At 63.5% G+C, this 20,430-nt stretch carries 17 protein-coding genes; 6 read left to right on the top strand and 11 right to left on the bottom strand.

The features are described 5' to 3' along the window. Positions 1-85 precede the first annotated feature (85 nt). Entirely contained in the window at positions 86-688 is a 603-nt protein-coding gene (locus NJLHNGOC_RS00675; RefSeq protein ID WP_113594640.1) for an ankyrin repeat domain-containing protein, read from the top strand. Positions 689-737: 49 nt separating this feature from the next. Here the strand turns inward: NJLHNGOC_RS00675 and NJLHNGOC_RS00670 are convergent, their stop codons facing one another. The 4 genes from NJLHNGOC_RS00670 to NJLHNGOC_RS00655 form a co-directional block, all read right to left on the bottom strand. Then, positions 738-1,991: a DNA adenine methylase gene (locus NJLHNGOC_RS00670; protein WP_113594639.1), complete on the bottom strand. Its 1,254-nt coding sequence runs from the start codon at positions 1,989-1,991 to the stop codon at positions 738-740. 23 nt (positions 1,992-2,014) lie between these two features. Then, on the bottom strand, positions 2,015-3,124 hold the full coding sequence (locus NJLHNGOC_RS00665; protein WP_113594638.1) for a site-specific DNA-methyltransferase: 1,110 nt from the start codon (positions 3,122-3,124) through the stop codon (positions 2,015-2,017). Positions 3,125-3,131: 7 nt separating this feature from the next. Next, the gene (locus NJLHNGOC_RS00660; protein ID WP_113594637.1) at positions 3,132-3,782 is read right to left on the bottom strand and encodes a ribonuclease HII; all 651 of its coding nucleotides are present in this window, start codon (positions 3,780-3,782) and stop codon (positions 3,132-3,134) included. A 160-nt stretch (positions 3,783-3,942) separates the two neighbouring features. After that, positions 3,943-4,245 carry a CsbD family protein gene (locus NJLHNGOC_RS00655; protein WP_113594636.1) on the bottom strand — a complete coding sequence of 101 codons (303 nt, stop codon included), beginning with the start codon at positions 4,243-4,245 and terminating at the stop codon, positions 3,943-3,945. A gap of 116 nt (positions 4,246-4,361) precedes the next feature. On the opposite strand from NJLHNGOC_RS00655, the gene NJLHNGOC_RS00650 reads away from it, so the two are divergent. From NJLHNGOC_RS00650 to NJLHNGOC_RS00630, 5 genes are all read left to right on the top strand, one after another. Continuing rightward, positions 4,362-5,831 carry an MFS transporter gene (locus NJLHNGOC_RS00650; RefSeq protein WP_113594635.1) on the top strand — a complete coding sequence of 490 codons (1,470 nt, stop codon included), beginning with the start codon at positions 4,362-4,364 and terminating at the stop codon, positions 5,829-5,831. A 180-nt stretch (positions 5,832-6,011) separates the two neighbouring features. Further along, a complete protein-coding gene (locus NJLHNGOC_RS00645; protein WP_113594634.1) occupies positions 6,012-7,238 on the top strand; it encodes an MdtA/MuxA family multidrug efflux RND transporter periplasmic adaptor subunit in 1,227 nt (408 codons plus the stop codon). A gap of 70 nt (positions 7,239-7,308) precedes the next feature. Continuing rightward, positions 7,309-10,485 carry an efflux RND transporter permease subunit gene (locus NJLHNGOC_RS00640; RefSeq protein WP_113594792.1) on the top strand — a complete coding sequence of 1,059 codons (3,177 nt, stop codon included), beginning with the start codon at positions 7,309-7,311 and terminating at the stop codon, positions 10,483-10,485. After that, positions 10,482-13,778, top strand: a complete 3,297-nt coding sequence (locus NJLHNGOC_RS00635) for an efflux RND transporter permease subunit (protein WP_113594633.1) — start codon at positions 10,482-10,484, stop codon at positions 13,776-13,778. Before NJLHNGOC_RS00640 ends, NJLHNGOC_RS00635 begins: the two co-directional genes overlap by 4 nt. Before the next feature lie 5 nt (positions 13,779-13,783). Then, positions 13,784-15,370: an efflux transporter outer membrane subunit gene (locus NJLHNGOC_RS00630; protein ID WP_113594632.1), complete on the top strand. Its 1,587-nt coding sequence runs from the start codon at positions 13,784-13,786 to the stop codon at positions 15,368-15,370. A 90-nt stretch (positions 15,371-15,460) separates the two neighbouring features. Here NJLHNGOC_RS00630 and NJLHNGOC_RS00625 read toward each other — a convergent pair whose 3' ends face one another. The 7 genes from NJLHNGOC_RS00625 to NJLHNGOC_RS00595 form a co-directional block, all read right to left on the bottom strand. Further along, a complete protein-coding gene (locus NJLHNGOC_RS00625) occupies positions 15,461-15,637 on the bottom strand; it encodes a DUF1328 domain-containing protein (protein WP_110525750.1) in 177 nt (58 codons plus the stop codon). A 91-nt stretch (positions 15,638-15,728) separates the two neighbouring features. Further along, positions 15,729-15,947 carry a hypothetical protein gene (locus NJLHNGOC_RS00620; RefSeq protein ID WP_113594631.1) on the bottom strand — a complete coding sequence of 73 codons (219 nt, stop codon included), beginning with the start codon at positions 15,945-15,947 and terminating at the stop codon, positions 15,729-15,731. A 124-nt stretch (positions 15,948-16,071) separates the two neighbouring features. Continuing rightward, entirely contained in the window at positions 16,072-16,887 is an 816-nt protein-coding gene (locus NJLHNGOC_RS00615; RefSeq protein ID WP_206059676.1) for an ABC transporter ATP-binding protein, read from the bottom strand. A 1-nt stretch (position 16,888) separates the two neighbouring features. Next, on the bottom strand, positions 16,889-17,653 hold the full coding sequence (locus NJLHNGOC_RS00610) for an ABC transporter permease (protein WP_113594630.1): 765 nt from the start codon (positions 17,651-17,653) through the stop codon (positions 16,889-16,891). Continuing rightward, complete coding sequence (locus NJLHNGOC_RS00605; RefSeq protein ID WP_113594790.1) at positions 17,650-18,690, bottom strand: ABC transporter substrate-binding protein; 1,041 nt, start codon at positions 18,688-18,690, stop codon at positions 17,650-17,652. The genes NJLHNGOC_RS00610 and NJLHNGOC_RS00605 overlap by 4 nt, the downstream gene beginning before the upstream one ends. A 174-nt stretch (positions 18,691-18,864) precedes the next feature. Continuing rightward, positions 18,865-19,290, bottom strand: coding sequence for a 50S ribosomal protein L17 (rplQ, locus tag NJLHNGOC_RS00600; RefSeq protein ID WP_113594629.1), 426 nt, complete (start codon positions 19,288-19,290; stop codon positions 18,865-18,867). Positions 19,291-19,323: 33 nt separating this feature from the next. Then, on the bottom strand, positions 19,324-20,343 hold the full coding sequence (locus NJLHNGOC_RS00595; RefSeq protein ID WP_110525738.1) for a DNA-directed RNA polymerase subunit alpha: 1,020 nt from the start codon (positions 20,341-20,343) through the stop codon (positions 19,324-19,326). Positions 20,344-20,430 lie beyond the last annotated feature (87 nt).

Raw genomic sequence — 20,430 nt, 5'->3', positions numbered from 1 at the left:
TCCCCGTGCGATATTGGTGCCATCCAGGGATTGTTATGCAAACCTGCGTCATGCATGAAGCGCAGCATCATTCACGGGACACGACATGATTTCCAGACTTGGTATCCGGCTTCTTGCGGTGTTCATCCTGTCGGCCGTCCCGCTTGCCATCGTGCCATGGCACGCAGCCCACGCCCAGGACGCCGAGGACGCGGAAGCAGAGGCCGAAGCCATGGAATCCGCCAAGAAGGCGGAGGCCCGGCGCGCGGCAAAGGCCGCAGCCCCGCCCTCCGCACTGCCGGGCGCGGAATCGAGCGAAGAAGAGCGCGGTCACGCCAACAGCGACATGAACCCGACAGACGCCCTGTTTGACGCGATCAATCGCGGCAGTCTGGGCGCGGCGAAAGAGGCCCTGAACCGTGGCGCCGACATGACGGCGCATAACGTGCTGGGTCAGAGCCCGCTGGACATGTCCATCGACCTGAACCGCAACGACATTACCTTCCTGCTGCTGTCGATGCGCACATTCTCTGATTCAGACCCGCACTTCGCCTCCGGCTCCGCGGCGGATGGGGATATGGACGAGGCGGAGGATAGCGTCCGCACGCCGCCGCTGGCGGGACGGGTCAAAAGCGTCTCCTCGCGTTACGACGTGACGGGCGGCCACGCGAAACCGACCGCGGGCTTCCTGGGCTTCGGGGGAAGCTGAGGCCGCCTTCCCTTCCGGAAACTGTCTGAAAACAGGCTGTTATCCCCCGTTATACGGCACCTGTCGCGGTTTCGGGGTGTGATGCGAGTATCCGCGCTTCTGCCGATCTGATTTCCTCGACAATCATGTCGATGGACTGGGCGCATGCCTGCCCGACGCGGGTCAGCAGGATGAATTCCACATTCATCGGCTTGCGTGAAAAGCGCTGGCTGCTGACGCGGTAGCGCTTGTAGCCCCGGCTGAAAACGCGGACCTTCCCCAGCGCATGGTTCGCCGCGACCATATCGCGCAGCGGGATCATGCCGTCCGTGCTGTAGCTGGTGGCGATCCAGCGCACCGGCAGGGTATTGAGCAGGCGGGCATAGGCCCGCGTCGCCCGGTCGCGATAATTATAGGCGCTGCGCCGCACGGTGCGCCAGTCGGTCCGGATCGCGGCCTTGTCCCTGCCGCTGATCTTGGGGGAAAGGGATGGCCGGTCCCATAACGCGATACTGTTGAGGACATGGTAATTCGCGCCATAGGGATGCTGGTTATAGGGCGGGTCGATATACGCGATGGCCGGTCGCGACAGATAACGGCCCAAATCCTGCGCAACCTCCTGCGCATCGGCCCGCAACACCACGTTGTCACGGCCATTATCCACGAACATCGCGGGCCGCAGGCACAGATCCCCCGCGATACGATAAAGGGCGGTGCCGGTCTGCCCGCCCCAGCCATTGTGGAATCCCTTGAACAGGCCACTGGTATTGCTGTTGTAGCAGGCGCTGAACAGCAGTGGCGCCAGCAGGCAGGCCCGCTGCGTGGGTGACAGCATCCCCGCATCCTCCCACCGTGCGATCTGTTCGCGCATGGCGTCGATCCGCCGCCCGTTCTTGCGCATGTAGAACATGCGGTCGCGCGCCACGTCATAGGCCACGTCATCATCAGGACACAGATGGCGTGTTACCCATCCGTCCACCGGCGGCAGGGCATTGAGCCGCGCGATGACATCCGCATACGCCACGCCGTCAAAATAGACTGGTGGCCCCTGCGTCGCGAGGTAGCAGAGGTTGAGGATTTCGCCATAGGGTTCCCAGTCATTGGCGATAACCCTGAACCCCATCTTCTTGGCCATGCGGCCGACAACCCCGGTCCCGGAAAACAGGTCGACAAAGTCCGTCTCACGCGGGTTTTCGCCCGTCGCGGCAATGGCGCGGGCGATCAGGGGCAGCAGCTTACGCTTGTTGCCGATATAGGGGATCAGCTGGCTGAACAGGTAGTTATCGGTGCTGTTCGCGGAATGCGCGGTACGGTTCCATTCCATCGCCTGCCACCGGCCCCGGGCGGTTACGCCCGAACCTGCTCACCGCCCTGTTCAGCACGCAGTTCATTGCGCAGGATATCGAGCTGCTGCAGTTCGCCCGCGCGTTCGAAATACCAGAAGGTCCAGCCATTGCATGACGGCGCGTTCGTCAGGGTGGCCCCCAGCTTGTGAATCGATCCGCGATGCCCGCCGCTGATCAGCGTGCCATCGGGGGCGACGGTGGCGAACACGCGCTTCTGCCGGTCCATCAGGATGGTGCCGGCAGGCAGGATGCCGCGTTCCACCAGTGTACCGAACGGAATACGCGGTGATTCCCGCCGCGCCGGGGTGGTCAGCACACTGTCCAGCGGCACGGGCTTTTCACGCCGCGCCCGCCCGATCGCGGCCTCCGCATAATCGGGGTGGCGCTCGATCCCGATGAAGCGACGCCGCAGCCGGCGCGCCATCGCCGGGGTGGTCCCCGTTCCGGTAAAGGGATCCAGCACCACGTCATCGACATTGGTCGAGGCGATGAGCACGCGATGCAGCAGGCTTTCGGGTTTCTGCGTCGGATGCAGCTTCAGCCCGTGTTCATTGCGCAGGCGTTCCCCCCCGGTGCAAAGGGGCAGGTACCAGTCCGAGCGCATCTGCACATCGTCATTCAGCGCCTTCATCGCCTGGTAGTTGAAGCGATAGCGGCTGTCGGGTCCCCGCGCCGCCCATATCAGGGTTTCATGCGCGTTGGTAAAGCGCCGTCCCCGGAAATTGGGCATGGGGTTGGATTTACGCCAGATCACGTCATTGAGGATCCAGAAACCCAGATCCTGCAGGATCGCCCCGATGCGGAAGATGTTGTGGTACGACCCGATGACCCAGATGGTCCCGTCCTTGCGCAGGACGCGCCGCGCCTCGCTCAGCCATGCGCGGGTAAAACGGTCATAGGCCTGAAGATCGGCGAATTTGTCCCAGTCGTCATCGACGCCATCGACGATGCTGTCATCCGGGCGACGCAACTCCCCCCGCAGCTGCAGGTTATAGGGAGGGTCGGCAAAGACGCAGTCAATCGACCCGGCGGGAAGGGTCTGCATCATTTCCACGCAGTCGCCGCGCAGGATCTGGTCCAGCGGCAGCTCCATCATGACGGCTCCGCTCATGAGTGTGTCAGCATGATGGCTGCTCCGCATTTTCAGGGCTGAGGGGGGATGTGGACAGGACAAGCTGACGCACGGTGCCAAAGGCGGCGCGATGGTGCGGCGTGATGCCGCCCGCGCGCAGCGCGGCGCGATGGGCGGGGGTGCCGTATCCGGCGTTGCGTTCCCAGCCATAGCCGGGCCAGCGCAGGGAAAGGCGCGTCATCAGGCGGTCGCGTATGACCTTGGCGACGATGGAGGCCGCGGCAATCGACAGGCATCGGGAATCGCCGCCCACCACACACTGCGCGGGGCAGCCGAAATCCGGCGCGGCATTGCCATCGACAAGCACGAGTTCGGGACGGCGCGACAGCCGCGCGACCGCGCGCTGCATCGCCAGGTGGGCGGCACGCAGGATGTTGTGGCGTTCGATTTCCGCAACGGAAGCGGCGGCCACGCCAATCAGGATGGAGGGAGACGCGTGAAGGTCGGCAAAGGCCCGTTCCCGCAGGGCGGGACGCAGCTTCTTGGAATCATCCAGCCGCCCGGCCAGATCGTCGGGCACGCCGCGCAGGAACATGACAGCCGCCGCGACAACCGGTCCCGCAAGCGGGCCGCGTCCGACCTCGTCCACGCCCGCGACCCTGCCGCCATGTGCCTTCTCGCGTGAGTAATCTGGCATTCACCCCTTCCCGACTCGCAATGGATCGTGCTGTCGCAGCCCGATTCGTTTGCGAATTCCGTTCTGAAGGGATGAAAACCATTTTTAAGTACTGTTGCGCAAGATGCTCTGGAATCAACGAGTCCCTTAAAATGAAAAAAAAGCGACTCGACAGCTTCCCTCAGCTTTTGCGACGGGGCACGAACATCAGCGCCAGCAGGGTTCCGATGGCCGCGGCAATGCCCAGCGACGCCAGCGGACGTTCGCGCACGAAGGTGACGGCCTTTTCCAGCTTGCCCTCGGTTTCCTCATAGAGTTCGGCGAATTCCTGCCGCGCCATGCCGGACAGTTGATCGACCTTCCCTTCCGCCTGCATGCCGGCATTCCCCGTCAGGCCGCCCGCCGCGTCCTTGATGCGGCCCACGCCCTGCTCCACCAGTCCTTCAGCCTTGTTTTCAAGGGCTTCGTTCTTGATGTCAGCCATATTCGATGCTCCTGCCTCTGTTGTGCGATATGTCCACGATTCAACGCGTCGTCGGGAATCGCGTTCCCTTCGGCGGTTGCCTATCTTGCATGATAATGCGTTGATTGCCGACCGCCATGCCAACGACCCAGCCTCCCTCCCCCGATGTGATTCCGCCCGGCCGACGGCGCATTGTCGCCCTGATCGTCGCCAGCACCCTGTTCATGGAACAGATGGACGGCACGGTTCTGACGACCGCACTGCCCACCATGGCGCGCACCTTTGGCGTCGATGTGGCGCGCACGGCCGTCGCGCTGACGTCATATATGCTCAGCCTTGCGATCTTCATTCCCGCCTCCGGCCCGATGGCGGACCGCTTTGGCGGGCGGCGCGTGCTGCAATGGGCCATCATCGTGTTCATGGCCGGCTCCATCCTGTGCAGCATGGCCCCCGGGCTGTGGACCCTTGCGCTGGCCCGGGCGCTGCAGGGGATCGGCGGGGCGATGATGGTGCCGGTCGGGCGTCTGGTCATCCTGCAGAACGTGCCGAAATCCGCGCTGATCGGGGCGATGTTCTGGATGATGCTGCCCGCGACCCTGGGGCCGATGACCGGCCCCGTGATCGGCGGGGCACTGACGACCTACCTGTCATGGCGGTGGATATTCTACATCAACATCCCGGTCGGGCTGGTTGCCATCGTCATGACGCGCCTGTTCATCCCGCAGGTGCGCGCGCCCCATGTCGCGCCATTCGACGTGCGCGGGATCGTGCTGTCCGGCACGGGCCTTGCCGCCCTGATGCTGGGGGCGGAACTGTCCAGCCACGGACAGTTGCCGGCGGGGGCGATGCTCGGCCTCCTCAGCGTGGGGATGCTCTGCCTCTGGGCGTATGCCCGCCATGCCCGCCATGTCGCGCACCCGGTGCTGGACCTGTCGCTGTGGCGGGTCAGCACGTTTCGCGTGTCGATCTGCGCCGGCGCGTTTTCACGTCTGGCGACGGGGGCGATCGCCTTCCTTCTCCCCTCCTTCCTGCAGCTGGAATTCGGCCTCAGCGCCGCGCGCAGCGGCACCATCACCTTTGTCGCACCGCTTGGCGCGCTTGCCATGCGGGTGCTGGCCGTGCGCCTTTACCGTCAGTGGGGATTCCGGCGCATCCTCGTCCTCAACGCGATCGTGCTGCCGGCGGGGTGCTGTTTCCTCGCGGCGTTTGGCGCGAACTGGTCATTATGGGTGCTGGTGGTGGCGATGCTCGGGCTGGGCATGTCGCAGGCGCTGCAGTTCACGGGATACAACACCATCGCCTATGCCGACATGCCGCCGGAACGGATGAGTGCCGCGACCAGCTTCTATTCCACCGCGCAGCAGATGACGCTGTCACTGGGCATCTGTGTCGCCGCCGCCGTGCTGTCGCTTTCGCGGATGATGTTTTCCACAGGGGATGCGGGCGCGGCCACGGGCGGCGCCTTCAGCGCGGCGTTCGTCACGATGGGTGTCCTCTGCGCGCCGGCATCAGTACTGCTGGCACGCCTGTCACCCCGGGCCGGAGCGGAAATCAGTGGCCACGATCCCACGGTCGGGCAAAGTGCTCCAAACCATACCAAAATTTAAATCGACACTGAAACATTCATCTCTATAACAAAAAATATATTCTTTGGGACGTTACATTCCAATACTTTATGCCTGTGCCGTTTCCAAGTTACCCTGACCGCCGCACGCCATCGCCCCCCGGCAGACGGCCTGTTCCGGTGGTCGATGCAATGCAACCTGTGGTGGAAAACTGACCTGAACATGGATACCCCAACCCAGTCCCCGTCATCCCCTTCCCCCACGAACAGCAGCCCCAATCCTCCTCCCCGGCGCAAGCGCCTCCTTGTATGGGGCGGTCTTGGCGCGTTCGCGCTCATGCTGGCGGTTGCGTTCCTGCGTCCCCACAGCGGCGGCAGCGGCAAGAAACATGACGCCAACAACGCGCCACAGCCCGTCGCCGTTGCAAGCGTGCATGCCGGCGACATGCCGTTCGTGCTGACGGAACTGGGCACCGTCGTGCCCATCACAAACGTCACGGTACAGTCGCGCATCGACGGCTATCTGATGAAGGTCCTGTTTACCGAAGGGCAGCATGTCCACAAGGGCGACCTGCTCGCCCTTGTGGACACGCGGCCCTATGACGTGCTGCTGGCGCAGTACGAGGGGCAGCTGGCGCAGGACAAGGCGCAGCTGGAAAAGGCGCGGGTGGACAACGTGCGCTACCAGACCCTGATCCGGCAGAACAGCGTGTCGGCCATGACGGCGCGCGACCAGCAGTTCCTGGTCGAACAGTACGAGGGCACGGTCAAGGCGGACCAGGCGCTGGTCGATAATGAAAAGCTCCAGATCCAGTACTGCCACATCATCGCCCCCGTTGATGGCCGCGTCGGCATCCGTCAGGTGGATGCGGGCAACTACATCACGGCGGGACAGACGAACGGTCTGGTGATCCTGACGCAGATGCAGCCGATTTCGGTCATTTTCACGCTGCCGGAAAACGATATCGGGCCCGTGGCGGACCGCCTGCATGCCGGGGCCTCCCTGCCGGTGGAGGCATGGGACAGCAGTAACGAGCACAAGATCGCCGACGGGCAGGTCAGCGTGCTGGACAGCCAGATCGACACCTCGACCGGCACCGTGCGCATGCGCGCCATTTTCCCCAATAACGAGGAAACGCTGTTTCCCAACCAGTTCGTCAACGCGCACCTGATGGTGACGACGGAACATGGCGTCCTGCTGGTGCCGACGAACGCGTTGCAGACCGGCCCCAACGGACAGTTCGTCTATGTCGTCAAGGCGGACAGGACCGTCGATGTCCGGGACGTGAAGACCGGGCATGCCAATGACAGCATGACGGTCGTGTCGTCGGGCCTGAAGGAGGGCGAAACCGTCGTGACCGATGGCGTCGATCACCTGCGCAGCGGGATAAAGGTCAGCATCCCGGCCGAAGCGGCCGCCGATGCCCCGTCCGCGCCGAAGCAGGGATGATCCCGCCCGCGATCACGGCTGATACCGTCGTGTGCCCGCCCATCGTCCTGCCTTCGACGGAGATGACCGCGTGAATCCCTCCCGCCTGTTTATCCAGCGCCCGGTCGCGACCACGCTGCTCATGCTCGCCATCATGCTCGCGGGGCTGCTGGGCTATCACTTCCTGCCGGTCTCCGCCCTGCCGGAGGTCGAATACCCGACGATCACGGTGCAGACCTTCTATCCCGGCGCCAGCCCGGACGTGATGGCCACGTCCGTCACGGCACCGCTGGAGACGCAGTTCGGGGAGATGTCGGGACTGGACCAGATGACGTCGCAGTCGTCCGGCGGGGCGTCGGTCATCACGCTGCGCTTCGGCCTGACGATGACGATGGACATTGCCGAGCAGGAAGTGCAGGCCGCCATCAACCAGGCCAACTCCCTGCTGCCGAGCGACCTTCCCGCGCCCCCGGTCTATGCCAAGGTCAACCCGGCCGACACCCCGGTCCTGACGCTGGGCATCACGTCAAAGACCATGCCCCTGACGGAGGTCGAGGATTACATCGATACCCGCCTTGCGCAGAAAATCAGCCAGATTTCGGGGGTCGGCCTCGTCACCCTGTCGGGCGGCAACCGCAAGGCGATCCGCGTGCGGGTCAACATCCCGAAACTGACCTCGTTCGGCATTGACCTCGATACCCTGCGCACGACCATCGGCAACGTGAACGTCAATTCGCCCACCGGCACGTTCGACGGCCCGCAGCGCGCGACCACCCTGCGGATCGATGGACAGATTTCAGGCGTGGACCAGCTGCTCAACCAGGTCGTGGCCTATCAGAACAGCGGGCCGGTGCGCATCCGCGATATCGCGACGGTGGTGATCGGGCCGGAAAACACGGAACTGGCGGCATGGGCCAACAGGACGCCCGCCCTTGTGCTGAACGTGCAACGCCAGCCGGGCGCGAACGTCATTTCGGTGGTCGACAACATCAAGTACGCCCTTCCCCACCTGCAGCAGTCCCTGCCACCCGGCATCACCATCACGCCGCTGACGGACCGCACCACGACGATCCGTGCCTCGGTGGAGGATGTGGAGTTCGAGCTGGGACTGGCGCTGTTCCTTGTCGTGGGCGTGATCTTCGTCTTCCTGCGCAACGTGCCCGCCACCATCATCCCCAGCCTGTCGGTGCCGCTGTCACTGGTGGGCACGCTGGCGGCGATGTACCTGCTGGGCTTTTCGCTGGACAACCTGTCGCTGATGGCGCTGACGATCGCCACGGGCTTTGTCGTGGACGATGCGATCGTCATGATCGAAAACATCGCCCGCTACATCGAGATGGGCGATGACCGCATGACCGCCGCGCTGAAGGGCGCGGGGGAAATCGGGTTCACCATCATATCGCTGACGGTCTCGCTGATCGCCGTGCTGATCCCGCTGCTGTTCATGGGCGACGTGGTGGGACGCCTGTTCCATGAATTCGCGGTGACGCTGGCGGTGACGATCATCCTGTCGGCGGTGGTGTCGCTGACGCTGGTGCCGATGATGTGCGCGCGCCTGCTGTCGGAAAAGCGCGAAGGCCGCAAGGAAGCGGCATGGGCCGTGCATGTCGAACACGCCATGACCGCCACCATCGCGGGTTATGGCCGCGCGCTGGATGTCGTGCTGCGTCACCAGCGCCTGATGCTCGCGCTGTTTGTCATCACGCTCGGCCTGACCGGGGTGCTGGCCGTCATCATTCCCAAGGGTTTTTTCCCCACGCAGGATACCGGCGTCATCCAGGGCATCTCGGTCATGGCGCAGTCGACCTCCTTTGACGCCATGAAGCGTCATCAGCAGGAACTGGCCGATCGCATCCTCAAGGATCCCGATGTCACCAGCCTGTCCTCCTTCATCGGGGTGGACGGACAGAACGTCACCCTCAATCAGGGACGCTTCCTCATCAACCTGCGCCCGCAGGACAAGCGCAGCGACAACGCCAGCACGATCGCCAGCCGCATACAGCGCGAAACCGCGGATATCGCGGGGGCCAGCCTGTATCTGCAGCCGATCCAGGACCTGTCGCTCGATACCTCGGTCGCGGCGACGCAGTACCAGTTCCTGCTGGAAAATCCCGATTACAACCAGTTCACCAGCTGGGTCCCGAAATTCATCGACCGGCTGCGCAAGGAACCGGCCCTATCGGACGTGACCTCCGACCTGCAAGCCGCGGGGCTGGTGGCGCACGTGACGCTGGACCGCACGACGGGGGCGCGGTACTCCATCACGCCGCAGACGATCGACAACGTGCTGTATGATTCCTTTGGACAGCGCCAGATCTCCACCATCTTCACGCAGTCCAACCAGTATCGCGTCATCCTGGAGGCCGATCCCGCATTCCAGAAGAGCCTGACCTCCCTGAACCAGATGTACCTGCCGGGGATCAGCGGCAATTCGGGGGAAAGCACCTCTGGCCCCACCCGCTCGCCCACGTCGGGGCTGGTGCCCCTGGCCTCGGTCACGTCCGTGACGCAGGATACCGCGCCGCTGCTGATCACGCATGTGGGGCAGTTCCCCGCGACGACGATCTCCTTCAACGTGACGCCGGGTTATTCGCTGGGCAGCGCAACGGACGCGATCGAGCGGGTGGAACATGAAATCCACCTACCCTCCACCTTCCAGACCTCGTTCCAGGGAACGGCCGCCGCCTTCCGCAGCTCCCTTTCGAACGAGGCATGGCTGGTGCTGGCCGCGCTGGCGGCGGTCTATATCGTGCTGGGCATCCTGTATGAAAGCTTCATTCACCCGATCACGATCCTCTCCACCCTGCCATCCGCAGGGATCGGCGCGCTGCTGGCGCTGCTGGTCACGGGATCGGGACTGGACATCATGGGAATCATCGGGCTGGTACTGCTGATCGGTATCGTCAAGAAAAACGCCATCATGATGATCGATTTTGCACTTGAGGCCGAACGGATAGAGGGCATGTCGCCGCTGCATTCGATCCGCCATGCCGCCCTGCTGCGTTTCCGGCCCATCCTGATGACGACGCTGGCGGCCATGCTGGGCGCGGTCCCCATGGTGATCGGCACCGGCACCGGATCGGAACTGCGGCGTCCGCTGGGCATCGCCATCGTGGGCGGCCTGCTGGTCAGCCAGCTGCTGACGCTGTTCACAACGCCGGTCATCTATCTGTTCATGGACCGGATCAGCGTGCGGCTGCGGCGGCGTTTCGCGCTGGCGGGCGAAACCGGGCCGCGTAACACAGACCCCACACAGGCACCCTCGTGAATCCGGTTGCCCTGTTTGTTCGGCGTCCGGTTGCAACAACCCTGCTGACGGTGGCCCTGCTGATTGGCGGGGTCATCGGCTATCTGACCCTTCCGGTCGCGGACCTGCCGAACGTCGATTTTCCCGTCATCCAGGTACAGGCCCGACAGTCGGGTGGCACGCCCGATGAAATCGCCAGTTCCGTGGCGGCCCCGCTGGAACGCCATCTGGGCCAGATCGCGGACCTGACGGAGATGACATCGCAGTCATCGGCAAACCAGGCGCGCATCACGTTACAGTTTTCCCTGTCGCGCGACATCAACGGCGCGGCCCGCGATGTGGAGGCAGCACTACAGGCCGCCCATGCGGACCTGCCAACGTCGCTGCGGCAGAATCCCAGCTATTTCAAGGCCAATCCCAACGGCGCGCCGATCATGATCCTTGCGCTGACGTCGAAAACCCGCACGGCAGCACAGCTGTATGACCTCGCCTCCAACGTCCTGCAGCAGCACCTTTCGCAGATTTCCGGCGTGGGCGAGGTGGAGGTCGGCGGCAGTTCGCTGCCTGCGGTGCGGGTGGAGATGAATCCGCTCGCACTCTATAAATTCGGCATCGGGTTCGAGGACGTGCGCGCGGCACTGGCGTCGGCCAATGCCCATACGCCCAAAGGGTTCATCGACCACGGCAATTACCGATATACGCTTGCGACCAATGACCAGGTGCATAACGCGCAGGCGTACCGTGACCTCATCATCGCCTATCATGACAGCCGCCCGGTGCGCCTTGCCGATGTCGCCTATGTCATGGACGGGGTGGAGGACGTGCGCAACGCCGGTTACGTGAACCGGCAGCCCGCCGTCCTTGCCATCATCTTTGCGCAGGCCGGCGCGAACATCATCAGCACCAATGACCAGATCCGCGCGGAAATCCCCGCCCTGCGCAGCGCGCTGCCGGCCGATGTGAACCTGTCGAACATGATGGACCGGTCCACCACCATCCGCGCAGCGCTGGAGGACACGCAGTTCACGCTGGTGATGTCCGTCGTGCTGGTGGTGGTCGTGGTGCTGGTGTTCCTGCATTCATGGCGGATCACCATCGTGCCGGCCATCGTCGTGCCGACGTCCATCATCGCGACCTTCGCCGCGATGAAATTCCTTGGCTATTCGCTCGACAACCTTTCGCTCATGGCGCTGACGGTCTCCACCGGGTTTGTCGTCGATGACGCGATTGTCGTGGTCGAAAACATCAGCCGCCACCTGGAGGCCGGGATGGACCGGATGCAGGCGACCCTGCTGGGCGCGCAGGAAGTCGCCTTTACGGTCATGTCGATCACGGTGTCGCTGATTGCGGTATTCCTGCCGATCCTGCTGCTTTCGGGCGTGGCGGGGCGCCTGTTCCATGAATTCGCGATGACGATGTCGGTGACGATCGTCATTTCCATGATCCTGTCGCTGACGCTGACGCCGATGCTGACGTCGCGTTTCCTGTCGCGTGAGACGGTGCATGCCTCCGCCACGGGAAAGACCGGCCGCATCGCGGCCCTGCTGGAACGCGGGCTGACGGGACTGCAGCAGACCTATGCCCGGACGCTTGAAATCGCGCTGGCGCATCGCCGCCTGACGGTCATGTCCCTGCCGCTGACCATCGTGCTGATGGCCGCCCTGTTCATCAAGATGCCCAAGGGGCTGTTTCCGGATTCCGACACCGGCATGCTGATGGGCCACCTGATGGGCGACGAATCCATCTCCTTCCAGGCGATGCAGGGCAAGATCGACACGGTGCAGAAGGCCATCATGGCGGATCGCGACGTCTCGCGCGTGATGGGGTTCATGGGCGGACGCGGCTCATCCAATCAGGCTAACCTGTTCGTCATCCTCAAGGACAAGTCCGAACGCAATGACACCCCGGCCGTCACCATCGCGCGGATCAACCGCCGCCTGCGCAACATGGTGGGGGCGCGTTTCTATGCCTCGGCCCCCGGGGCGCTGCGCATGGGCGGACGGCAGAGCAATGCGGCGTACCAGTATTCGCTCCAGTCGGATTCCTCCTCCGACCTGTATCAGTGGACGCCACGACTGGTCACGGCGCTGCAGCGGCATCGGGAACTGACCGATATCTCGTCCGACGTGCAGCAGGGGGGCGACGCGCTGCAGGTGTCGATCGACCGCGATACCTCCAGCCGCGTCAACATCACGCCACAGCTGATTTCCAACACGCTTTACGATGCGTACGGGCAGCGCGCGGCCTCGGTCATCTATAACCCGCTGAACCAGTATCGCGTGGTCATGGAGGTCCAGCCCCGATTCTGGCAGGACCCGACGACGCTCAAGCAGGTATGGGTCAGCGTCGCAGGCGGCACGGCGGGCGGCGGCACGCAGTCGAACACCGTCCGGGTGCGCACCGACACCGGCAGCACGGAATCGCAGCTGAGCACACAGTCCTTTCGCAACCAGATCGCCAACACGCTGGCGGGGGGCAACAGCACGTCATCGGGGTCCGCCGTGTCCACCAACTCGGAAACCATGGTGCCGCTCACGCTTGTCGCCACGCCAAAGCCCACCCTTACGGCACTCAGCGTCAACCATCAGGGGCAGTCGGTCTCCACCACCGTTTCGTTCAACCTCGCCAATGGCGTGTCGTTAAGCCAGGCGGTGCAGATCATGCATGAGGAAATGGTCCGCCTGCACATGCCCTCCAACATCCAGGGCAGTTTCGCGGGGAACGCGGCGCAGTTCCAGAAATCGGTGAACAACGAACCCCTGCTGATCCTTGCGGCGCTGGCTGCCGTCTATATGACGCTGGGCATCCTGTATGAAAGCTATGTCCATCCCTTCACGATCCTGTCCACCCTGCCCTCCGCGGGGGTCGGGGCGCTGCTGGCGCTGCAGGTCTTTGGGGAGGAATTTTCCCTGATCGCGATGATCGGGGTTATCCTGCTGATCGGCATCGTGAAGAAAAATGCCATCATGCTGGTGGATTTCGCCATCACGGCTGAGCGCGAGGGCCATACCCCGCTGGAGGCCATCCGCACCGCCTGCCTGATGCGTTTCCGCCCCATCATGATGACCACCTTCGCCGCCGCCCTGGGGGCGCTGCCGCTGATATTCGGCCATGGATACGGATCGGAACTGCGCCGCCCGCTGGGCATCGCCATCGTGGGCGGCCTGCTCGTCAGCCAGGCGCTAACGCTTTACACGACGCCCGTCGTCTATCTTTACCTCGATCGTCTTGGCGCATCGTTCCGCCAACGTTATCGTCGCCTGACATCTGGCCTTTCCTCCTCCCGCACAAACCTTTCCAAACAGGATTCCTGACCCGGATGACACACTCCCTGCCATCCCATGGCATCTGCCCGTCTTCGCGTGCCGCCCGTTCCCGCCATCAGGCACGCGTGCGGCGGACCCTGCGGCGGGTCGCGCCGCTGGCCCTGCCGATTGTCCTGCTGACGGGATGCATGGTCGGCCCGAACTATCACCGTCCCGCCGCCATCGTGTCCGCGCGGTTCAAGGAACTGCAGCCTGCGCCGGGATGGGAACGGGCCAACCCGCAGATGGCCGCCCTGCCCAAGCACGCCTGGTGGACGATCTATAACGATCCCATCCTCAACAACCTGGAATCGCAGGTCGAGATATCGAACCAGAACGTCAAGGAATACGAGGCGAACTACCGCAACGCGCGCGCCCTGATCGACAGCGTGCGGGCACAGCTTTTCCCCACCATCAGCGGCAGCCTCGGCTTCAACCGCAATGCGCATGGCGCGGGGTCGCTGTCCTCGTCAGGCAGCTCGCTTTACGGGAAAAGCCAGTACAACACCTATGACATCGGCCCGTCCGCCAGCTGGGACCTTGATGTCTGGGGCAAGATCCGCCGCCAGATCCAGGAACAGGTCACCGCGGCGCAGGCCAGTGCCGCCGACCTTGCCAACGCCACCCTGTCCTATCAGGCGCAGCTGGCGACGGCGTATTTCAACCTGCGTTACCAGGACTCGCTGCACGATCTTCTGGACCGTTATGTCCATTTCAATGAACAGGCGCTCCAGATCACGGAAAACCAGTACCAGGCCGGAACCGCCGATCCGACCTCCGTCCTGCAGGCCCGCACGACGCTGGAACAGAACCGCGCCGCACTGGTGCAGACCGGCGTTGCCCGGGCACAGTATGAACATGCCATCGCGGTGCTGATCGGCAAGCCCCCGGCGGACGTGACCATCACCCCGGGTGAACTGACGCGGACCATCCCGCCCATTCCGGTCACCATACCGGCCGACCTGCTGCAGCGCCGACCTGACATCGCGGCGGCGGAACGGACGATGGAACAGTACAACGCGCAGATCGGGGCGGATATCGCCGCATTCTTCCCCGACATCACCATCAATGCCAGTTACGAACAGAGTGGCGGCGATCCGGTGACGTCACTGATGAGCGCGGCCAACCGCATCTGGTCGCTGGGGGCATCGGCCACGGAAACGCTGTTCTCCGGCGGGTCGCGCACCGCCGCCGTGCATGAGGCGAACGCCCAGTACGACAACGCCGTCGCCACCTACCGGCAGACGGTCCTGTCCGCACTGCAGACGACGGAAGACAACCTGTCGAACCTGCGCATCCTTGCACAGGAACAGGATCAGCAGGAAAAGGCGCTGGATTTCGCCAACCGCGCGGTTGAGGTCTCGCTGAACCAGTACAAGGCCGGCACCCAGATCTATACCACCGTCATCACCAACGAGACGTCGGCCCTGAGTGACGCGGAAAATGTCCTGTCGATCCAGCAGCAGCGCGTGGTGGACAGCGTGAACCTGGTGGAAGCCCTTGGCGGGGGATGGGATGTGTCGCGCCTGCCGACAAAGGCATCCCTGCAGAAGGACAATCCCTTCCTGCCGTCCTTCATCCAGAAGGACAAGAACCAGTAAAAAAGGCCCCCGGCGTGACCGGGGACCTTATTATGCCGCAGCGGGCGGCGTGGATGGCCGGGGCGGACCATCCACCGCAGGCGGCCATGCCTAGTTGAACAGCGACCTGGCTGAGAGAATCACAAGCAGCAGGACGATGACGAACGCCAGGATGGCGATGAAGAACAGGATCTTGGCCATCCCCGCCGACACGGCGGAAATGCCGGTAAATCCGAATATCCCAGCGATCAGCGAGACCACCAGAAAGAACAATGCCAGTTTCAGCATGATATAACGCTCTGCTCCCTCATATCGTTTCTGAACGCGGCATGTCCCGGCGAAGTTGCCCGCGCGTCACGGCTGCAAAGACAGCAGCGCCCTAGCGACGCCGCCACAGCATCGTCGCGACAAATGCGCCAACCGTCGCACCCAGCAGCGCAAACAGCGGACGATCCGCCGTCAGGTCACGCACCGTATCGCATACGCCGCCCAGTCCCTTGACGCCGCCCACGCGCGGGCCATTTCCACCGGCCAGACCGCTCATGCCATCCTGCAGGCGGCCCACGCCTTCTTCCAGCTGTGCTTCGAATTCATTCATATCCGTTACTCCTCTGCCGGTTGTCCATGGGGCAGGACCTGCGTGACGCATCCCGTCCCATGCCCGGATCGACCATGCCATCATGTCGGGGAGAAGGCGCGGTGTCCATCATGACGGATGGAATTCAGATTTCCGACGCCTGCCAGTAGGCAGGCCGGTCGCCGGGATCAGGCTCCCCGGCGATCAGCGCCTTCAGCCGTTCGACCAGCGCCTGCGTCGCGGGCGAGGAGCGGTCGCGCGGGCGCAGTCCCACCATGAAATCGCCCCGCACCGACGCGGGATGGCCCGACAGGACGATGATCCTGTCCGCAAGGATCAGGGCCTCGTCAATATCATGGGTCACGAACAGCACGGTCTTGTGCGTCTGTGCCCATATCCGCAGCAACTCGTCCTGAAGGGCGCTGCGGGTGATGGCGTCCAGCGCGCCAAAGGGTTCATCCATCAGCAGCAGGTCAGGTTCCACCGTCAGGGCCCGCGCCACGCCGACGCGCTGCCGCTGCCCACCCGACAGCTGCCGGGGCCAGCGATCCGCCCGGTCCGCCAGCCCGACCAGTTCCAGCGACGCCATCGCACGCGCATGGCGGTGCGCCCGCGACAGGCCCACCCCTTCAAGCCCCAGTTCCACATTCTGGCGCACCGTGCGCCACGGCATCAGCTTGGCATCCTGAAACACCAGCGCGGTCGAACGCCCGATGGGCGAGGCCGGGGGCGTCAGGCTGACCTGTCCCTCGGTCGGTGGGGTCAGTCCCATGATGACCCGCAGCAAGGTGGATTTGCCCACCCCCGACGGACCTAGCAGGGCCACGAACTGGCCCTTGTCGATCGTCAGGTCCACATGACGCAGGATGAAATTCTTTCCCCTGTCATGGGACAGGCCGATATCGGACAGGTGGACCATCGTATCGCCCTTTGTCCCCCTATCGGGCATCGCCATGTCCATCCTATCCCTGCCATCCCAGCAGGCGCCTGCGCACGACCATGAACAGCATGTCCGTCAATGCATACAGAAGCGCCATCGTGAGCATATAGACCACGACCAGATCGGTCGCCAGCAGGCTGGAGGCCTGCATCATGCGCGCGCCGATTCCCGGCACGCCAAACAGTTCGGCCGCGACCACCGACATCCATGCCTGCCCCAGCCCGGTCCGCAGCCCCGCCAGCAGCCCCGGCGCGGACGCCGGCAGCACCACCTTTGTCAGGCGGCCGACAAAGCTGCCATGACCAAAGGCGGCCGCGACCTCGTACAGGTCGGGATCAATCGACTGCACGGCGCCATAAGCGGCATAGAAATTGATCCAGAAAACCGAAATCGCGATGACAAAGGTCGCGCCCGCCGTGTTCAGCCCGAACCACAGGATCGCAAAGGGCACCCATGCCAGACCGGGAATGGGACGCAGGACCCGCACCACGCCCGCCAGCAGCGCATCCAGCACCGGAACCGCCCCGCACAGCAGACCGACCAGCGCCCCCAGCACCGAACCGATCACCAGCCCCAGCACATAATGCGTCAGGCTGTCGCGAATGGCCGTCTGCCACGCCCCGTTGCGCACTTCATCCAGCCACGCCGGCCCCAGGGAGGACGGGGCGGGCAGCAGCCCCGCAGGCACCCAGCCCAGCCTGACAATGGCCTCCCAGCTTCCGAACAGGACCAGCAGCCCCAGTACGCCCAGACCCAGCCGCGTCAGTGATGTCCTGTCAGGTCTCATTTGCCCAGATGCCGATAACTTTCCAGATCGAACAAGTCGCCCACCGGCTGCGCATTATGCAGAAGGCCGGTCTGGACCTCGAAATCCTGCAACTTTGTTACGGATTCGACAATGGTGGAGGGATCTGACACGTAATGGGAGGCCGAGGCACGCAGGGCTTCCTGCACGATTGCCTGTGGCAGCATGCCGCCCGCCAGCGCGCTTCTTACATAAGGGACCGCCTCGTCCGGGGAATGGGCCAGCAGGTCTGTCGCGCGGACAAACGCCGCAAGGAATTTGTCCTTCCATTGTGCGCGATCCGGGGCATCCTCGTTCAGGATCGCAAGCACCGATCCCGGCTGTCCCGGCATCATGTCGTGCCCTGTGGCAAGGATACGCGCCTGCGGCAGGCGATGGCGCACAAGCGTCAGGGTCGGTTCGCGCAGGACGGCGGCATCCACGGCCCCGGCAAGGAACGCCTGCTGTTCCGCGTCGAGGTCAACGCCGACGATATCGGCGGTCTGGGCGGGATCAAGGTCGTTGCGGGCCTTCAGCCAGTACCGCAGCATGGAATCCGGCACCGAACCCAGGGGCTGGGCGCCGATCTTTGCCTTGCGGTTGCTGGTGCGGGCGAAATCGTCAAACCGCTGCTTCAGGGCCGCGCCCTCGATCGGCTGGGTCGGCGTTTCCGGCAGGCCCTGCGCCAGCTGACCGCGCGCCATCACCTCCAGTTCCTCGATCGCCGCGCTGGCGACCACCTTCACGTTCACGCCATGGGCGCGCGCCTGCAACAGCGGCAGCACCCCGGCCACATAGGCATCGATCTTGCCCGCGGCCAGCGCCTGAATCGCCTGCGGACCGGACTGGAACCGCACAAGCTGCATGTCGATCCCGGCATCCGCGGCCCAGTGCCTGCCATCCATGACAAACAGCGGGGCCGACCCCAAAACCGGAATATAGCCCACGCGCACCACCGACGCCGCGTGCGCCTGCGTGCAGAAGGCCACTACCGCCGCAAAAACATACGTTCCAAATCGTGAAAAGAGAGACCTTGCCATCGCCCGCATTCCCGAGAAATTACCGGAATATAATCGTTATTAAGATATAGCGTCATTCATTAGACGATGTGGAACAGGAAATAAACCAGAGACAACGCAGATTTGGATGGTTATGGGCACGTGCCATAAAAAAAGCCCGGCCGAAGCCGGGCTTTTTCAGGTTTCCCGTAACGGTCAGGCCGCCAGGTCTTCCTTGTCTTCAGCCGTAGGGCGCGGACCACTGTCCTTGCCCTTGGCCGTCACGTCGCGATCGACCAGTTCGATCACGGCCATGTCGGCCGCATCGCCATGACGGACACCGGCGCGCAGGACGCGGGTGTAACCGCCAGCGCGGGTCTTGTAGCGTTCAGCCACGGCCGAGAACAGCTTGGACACAATCGTGTCGTCACGAAGCTGCGCAAAGGCCTGCCGACGGGCATGCAGGTTGCCCCGCTTGCCAAGGGTGATCAGCTTTTCGACGACCGGACGCAGTTCCTTTGCCTTGGGCAGGGTGGTCGTGATCTGTTCGTGCTTGATCAGTGCGACGGCCATGTTCCGAAACATGGCCTGTCGATGGGACGAGGTAACGCCGAGCTTCCGGCCAGCAACACCGTGACGCATGATGTAGTCTTCCTGTCTTTCCGGTTCAGAGGATCAGAACGGCTCGTCGAGCCTCTTGGCCAGATCTTCAATGTTCTCCGGCGGCCATGCCGGAACGTTCATACCCAGCGAAAGCCCCATGGCGGTCAGGACTTCCTTGATTTCGTTCAGAGACTTCCGCCCGAAATTCGGGGTACGGAGCATTTCCTGCTCGGTCTTCTGAACCAGATCGCCAATATAGACGATGTTGTCGTTCTTGAGGCAGTTCGCACTGCGGACCGACAGTTCAAGCTCATCAACCTTGCGAAGCAGGTTGCGGTTGAACGGCAGGTCGTCCTGCGGCTCCTCGGTGCGGACGGTGCGCGGTTCGTCAAAATTGATGAACAGCTGCAGCTGATCCTGAAGAATACGCGCGGCCAGGGCCACCGCATCCTCGGGCGTCACCGCACCGTTGGTTTCCACCGTCAGCAGCAGGCGGTCATAATCCGTCACCTGTCCCACGCGGGTCTGCTCGACCTTGTAGGACACGCGACGCACCGGAGAATAGATGGCATCGATGGGGATAAGCCCGATCGGCGCATCTTCCGGCCGGTTGGCCGCCGCAGGGACATAGCCCTTGCCCATGTTGACCGTGAATTCCATCCCGAACTTCACGCCTTCATCAAGCGTGCAGATCACGAGGTCGGGGTTCATCACCTCGATATCGTGGCCGGTCTGGATCTGGCCTGCGCGGACTTCGCCCGGACCCGTCGCGGTCAGGACCATGCGCTTCGGGCCTTCGCCATGCATGCGCAGGGCAAGCTGCTTGATGTTCAGGACGATGTCGGTGACATCCTCGCGCACACCCGCAACAGAAGAGAACTCGTGCAGAACGCCGTCAATCTGGATCGCCGTAACCGCCGCCCCCTGAAGGGAGGACAGCAGAACCCGACGGATTGCGTTGCCGAGCGTCATGCCGAAACCACGTTCCAGCGGTTCCGCAACGACAGTCGCCGTGCGCGACGGTTCTGCCCCCGGTTCGACTTCCAGTTTTTCCGGCTTGATCAGGGATTGCCAGTTTTTCTGGAGGACCAAGGTAATGGCCTTTCAAGACTGATCTGCCGTCACAAAGACAACAGATGGCACCCATACCGGATGCCTGATGACAATCAGATCCCCCTG

This window comes from Novacetimonas cocois, from assembly GCF_003311635.1.
GTDB classification, from domain to species: domain Bacteria; phylum Pseudomonadota; class Alphaproteobacteria; order Acetobacterales; family Acetobacteraceae; genus Novacetimonas; species Novacetimonas cocois.
The sequence above is the reverse complement of the archived record's forward strand: the minus strand, read 5'-3'. Positions and strand labels throughout refer to the sequence as shown.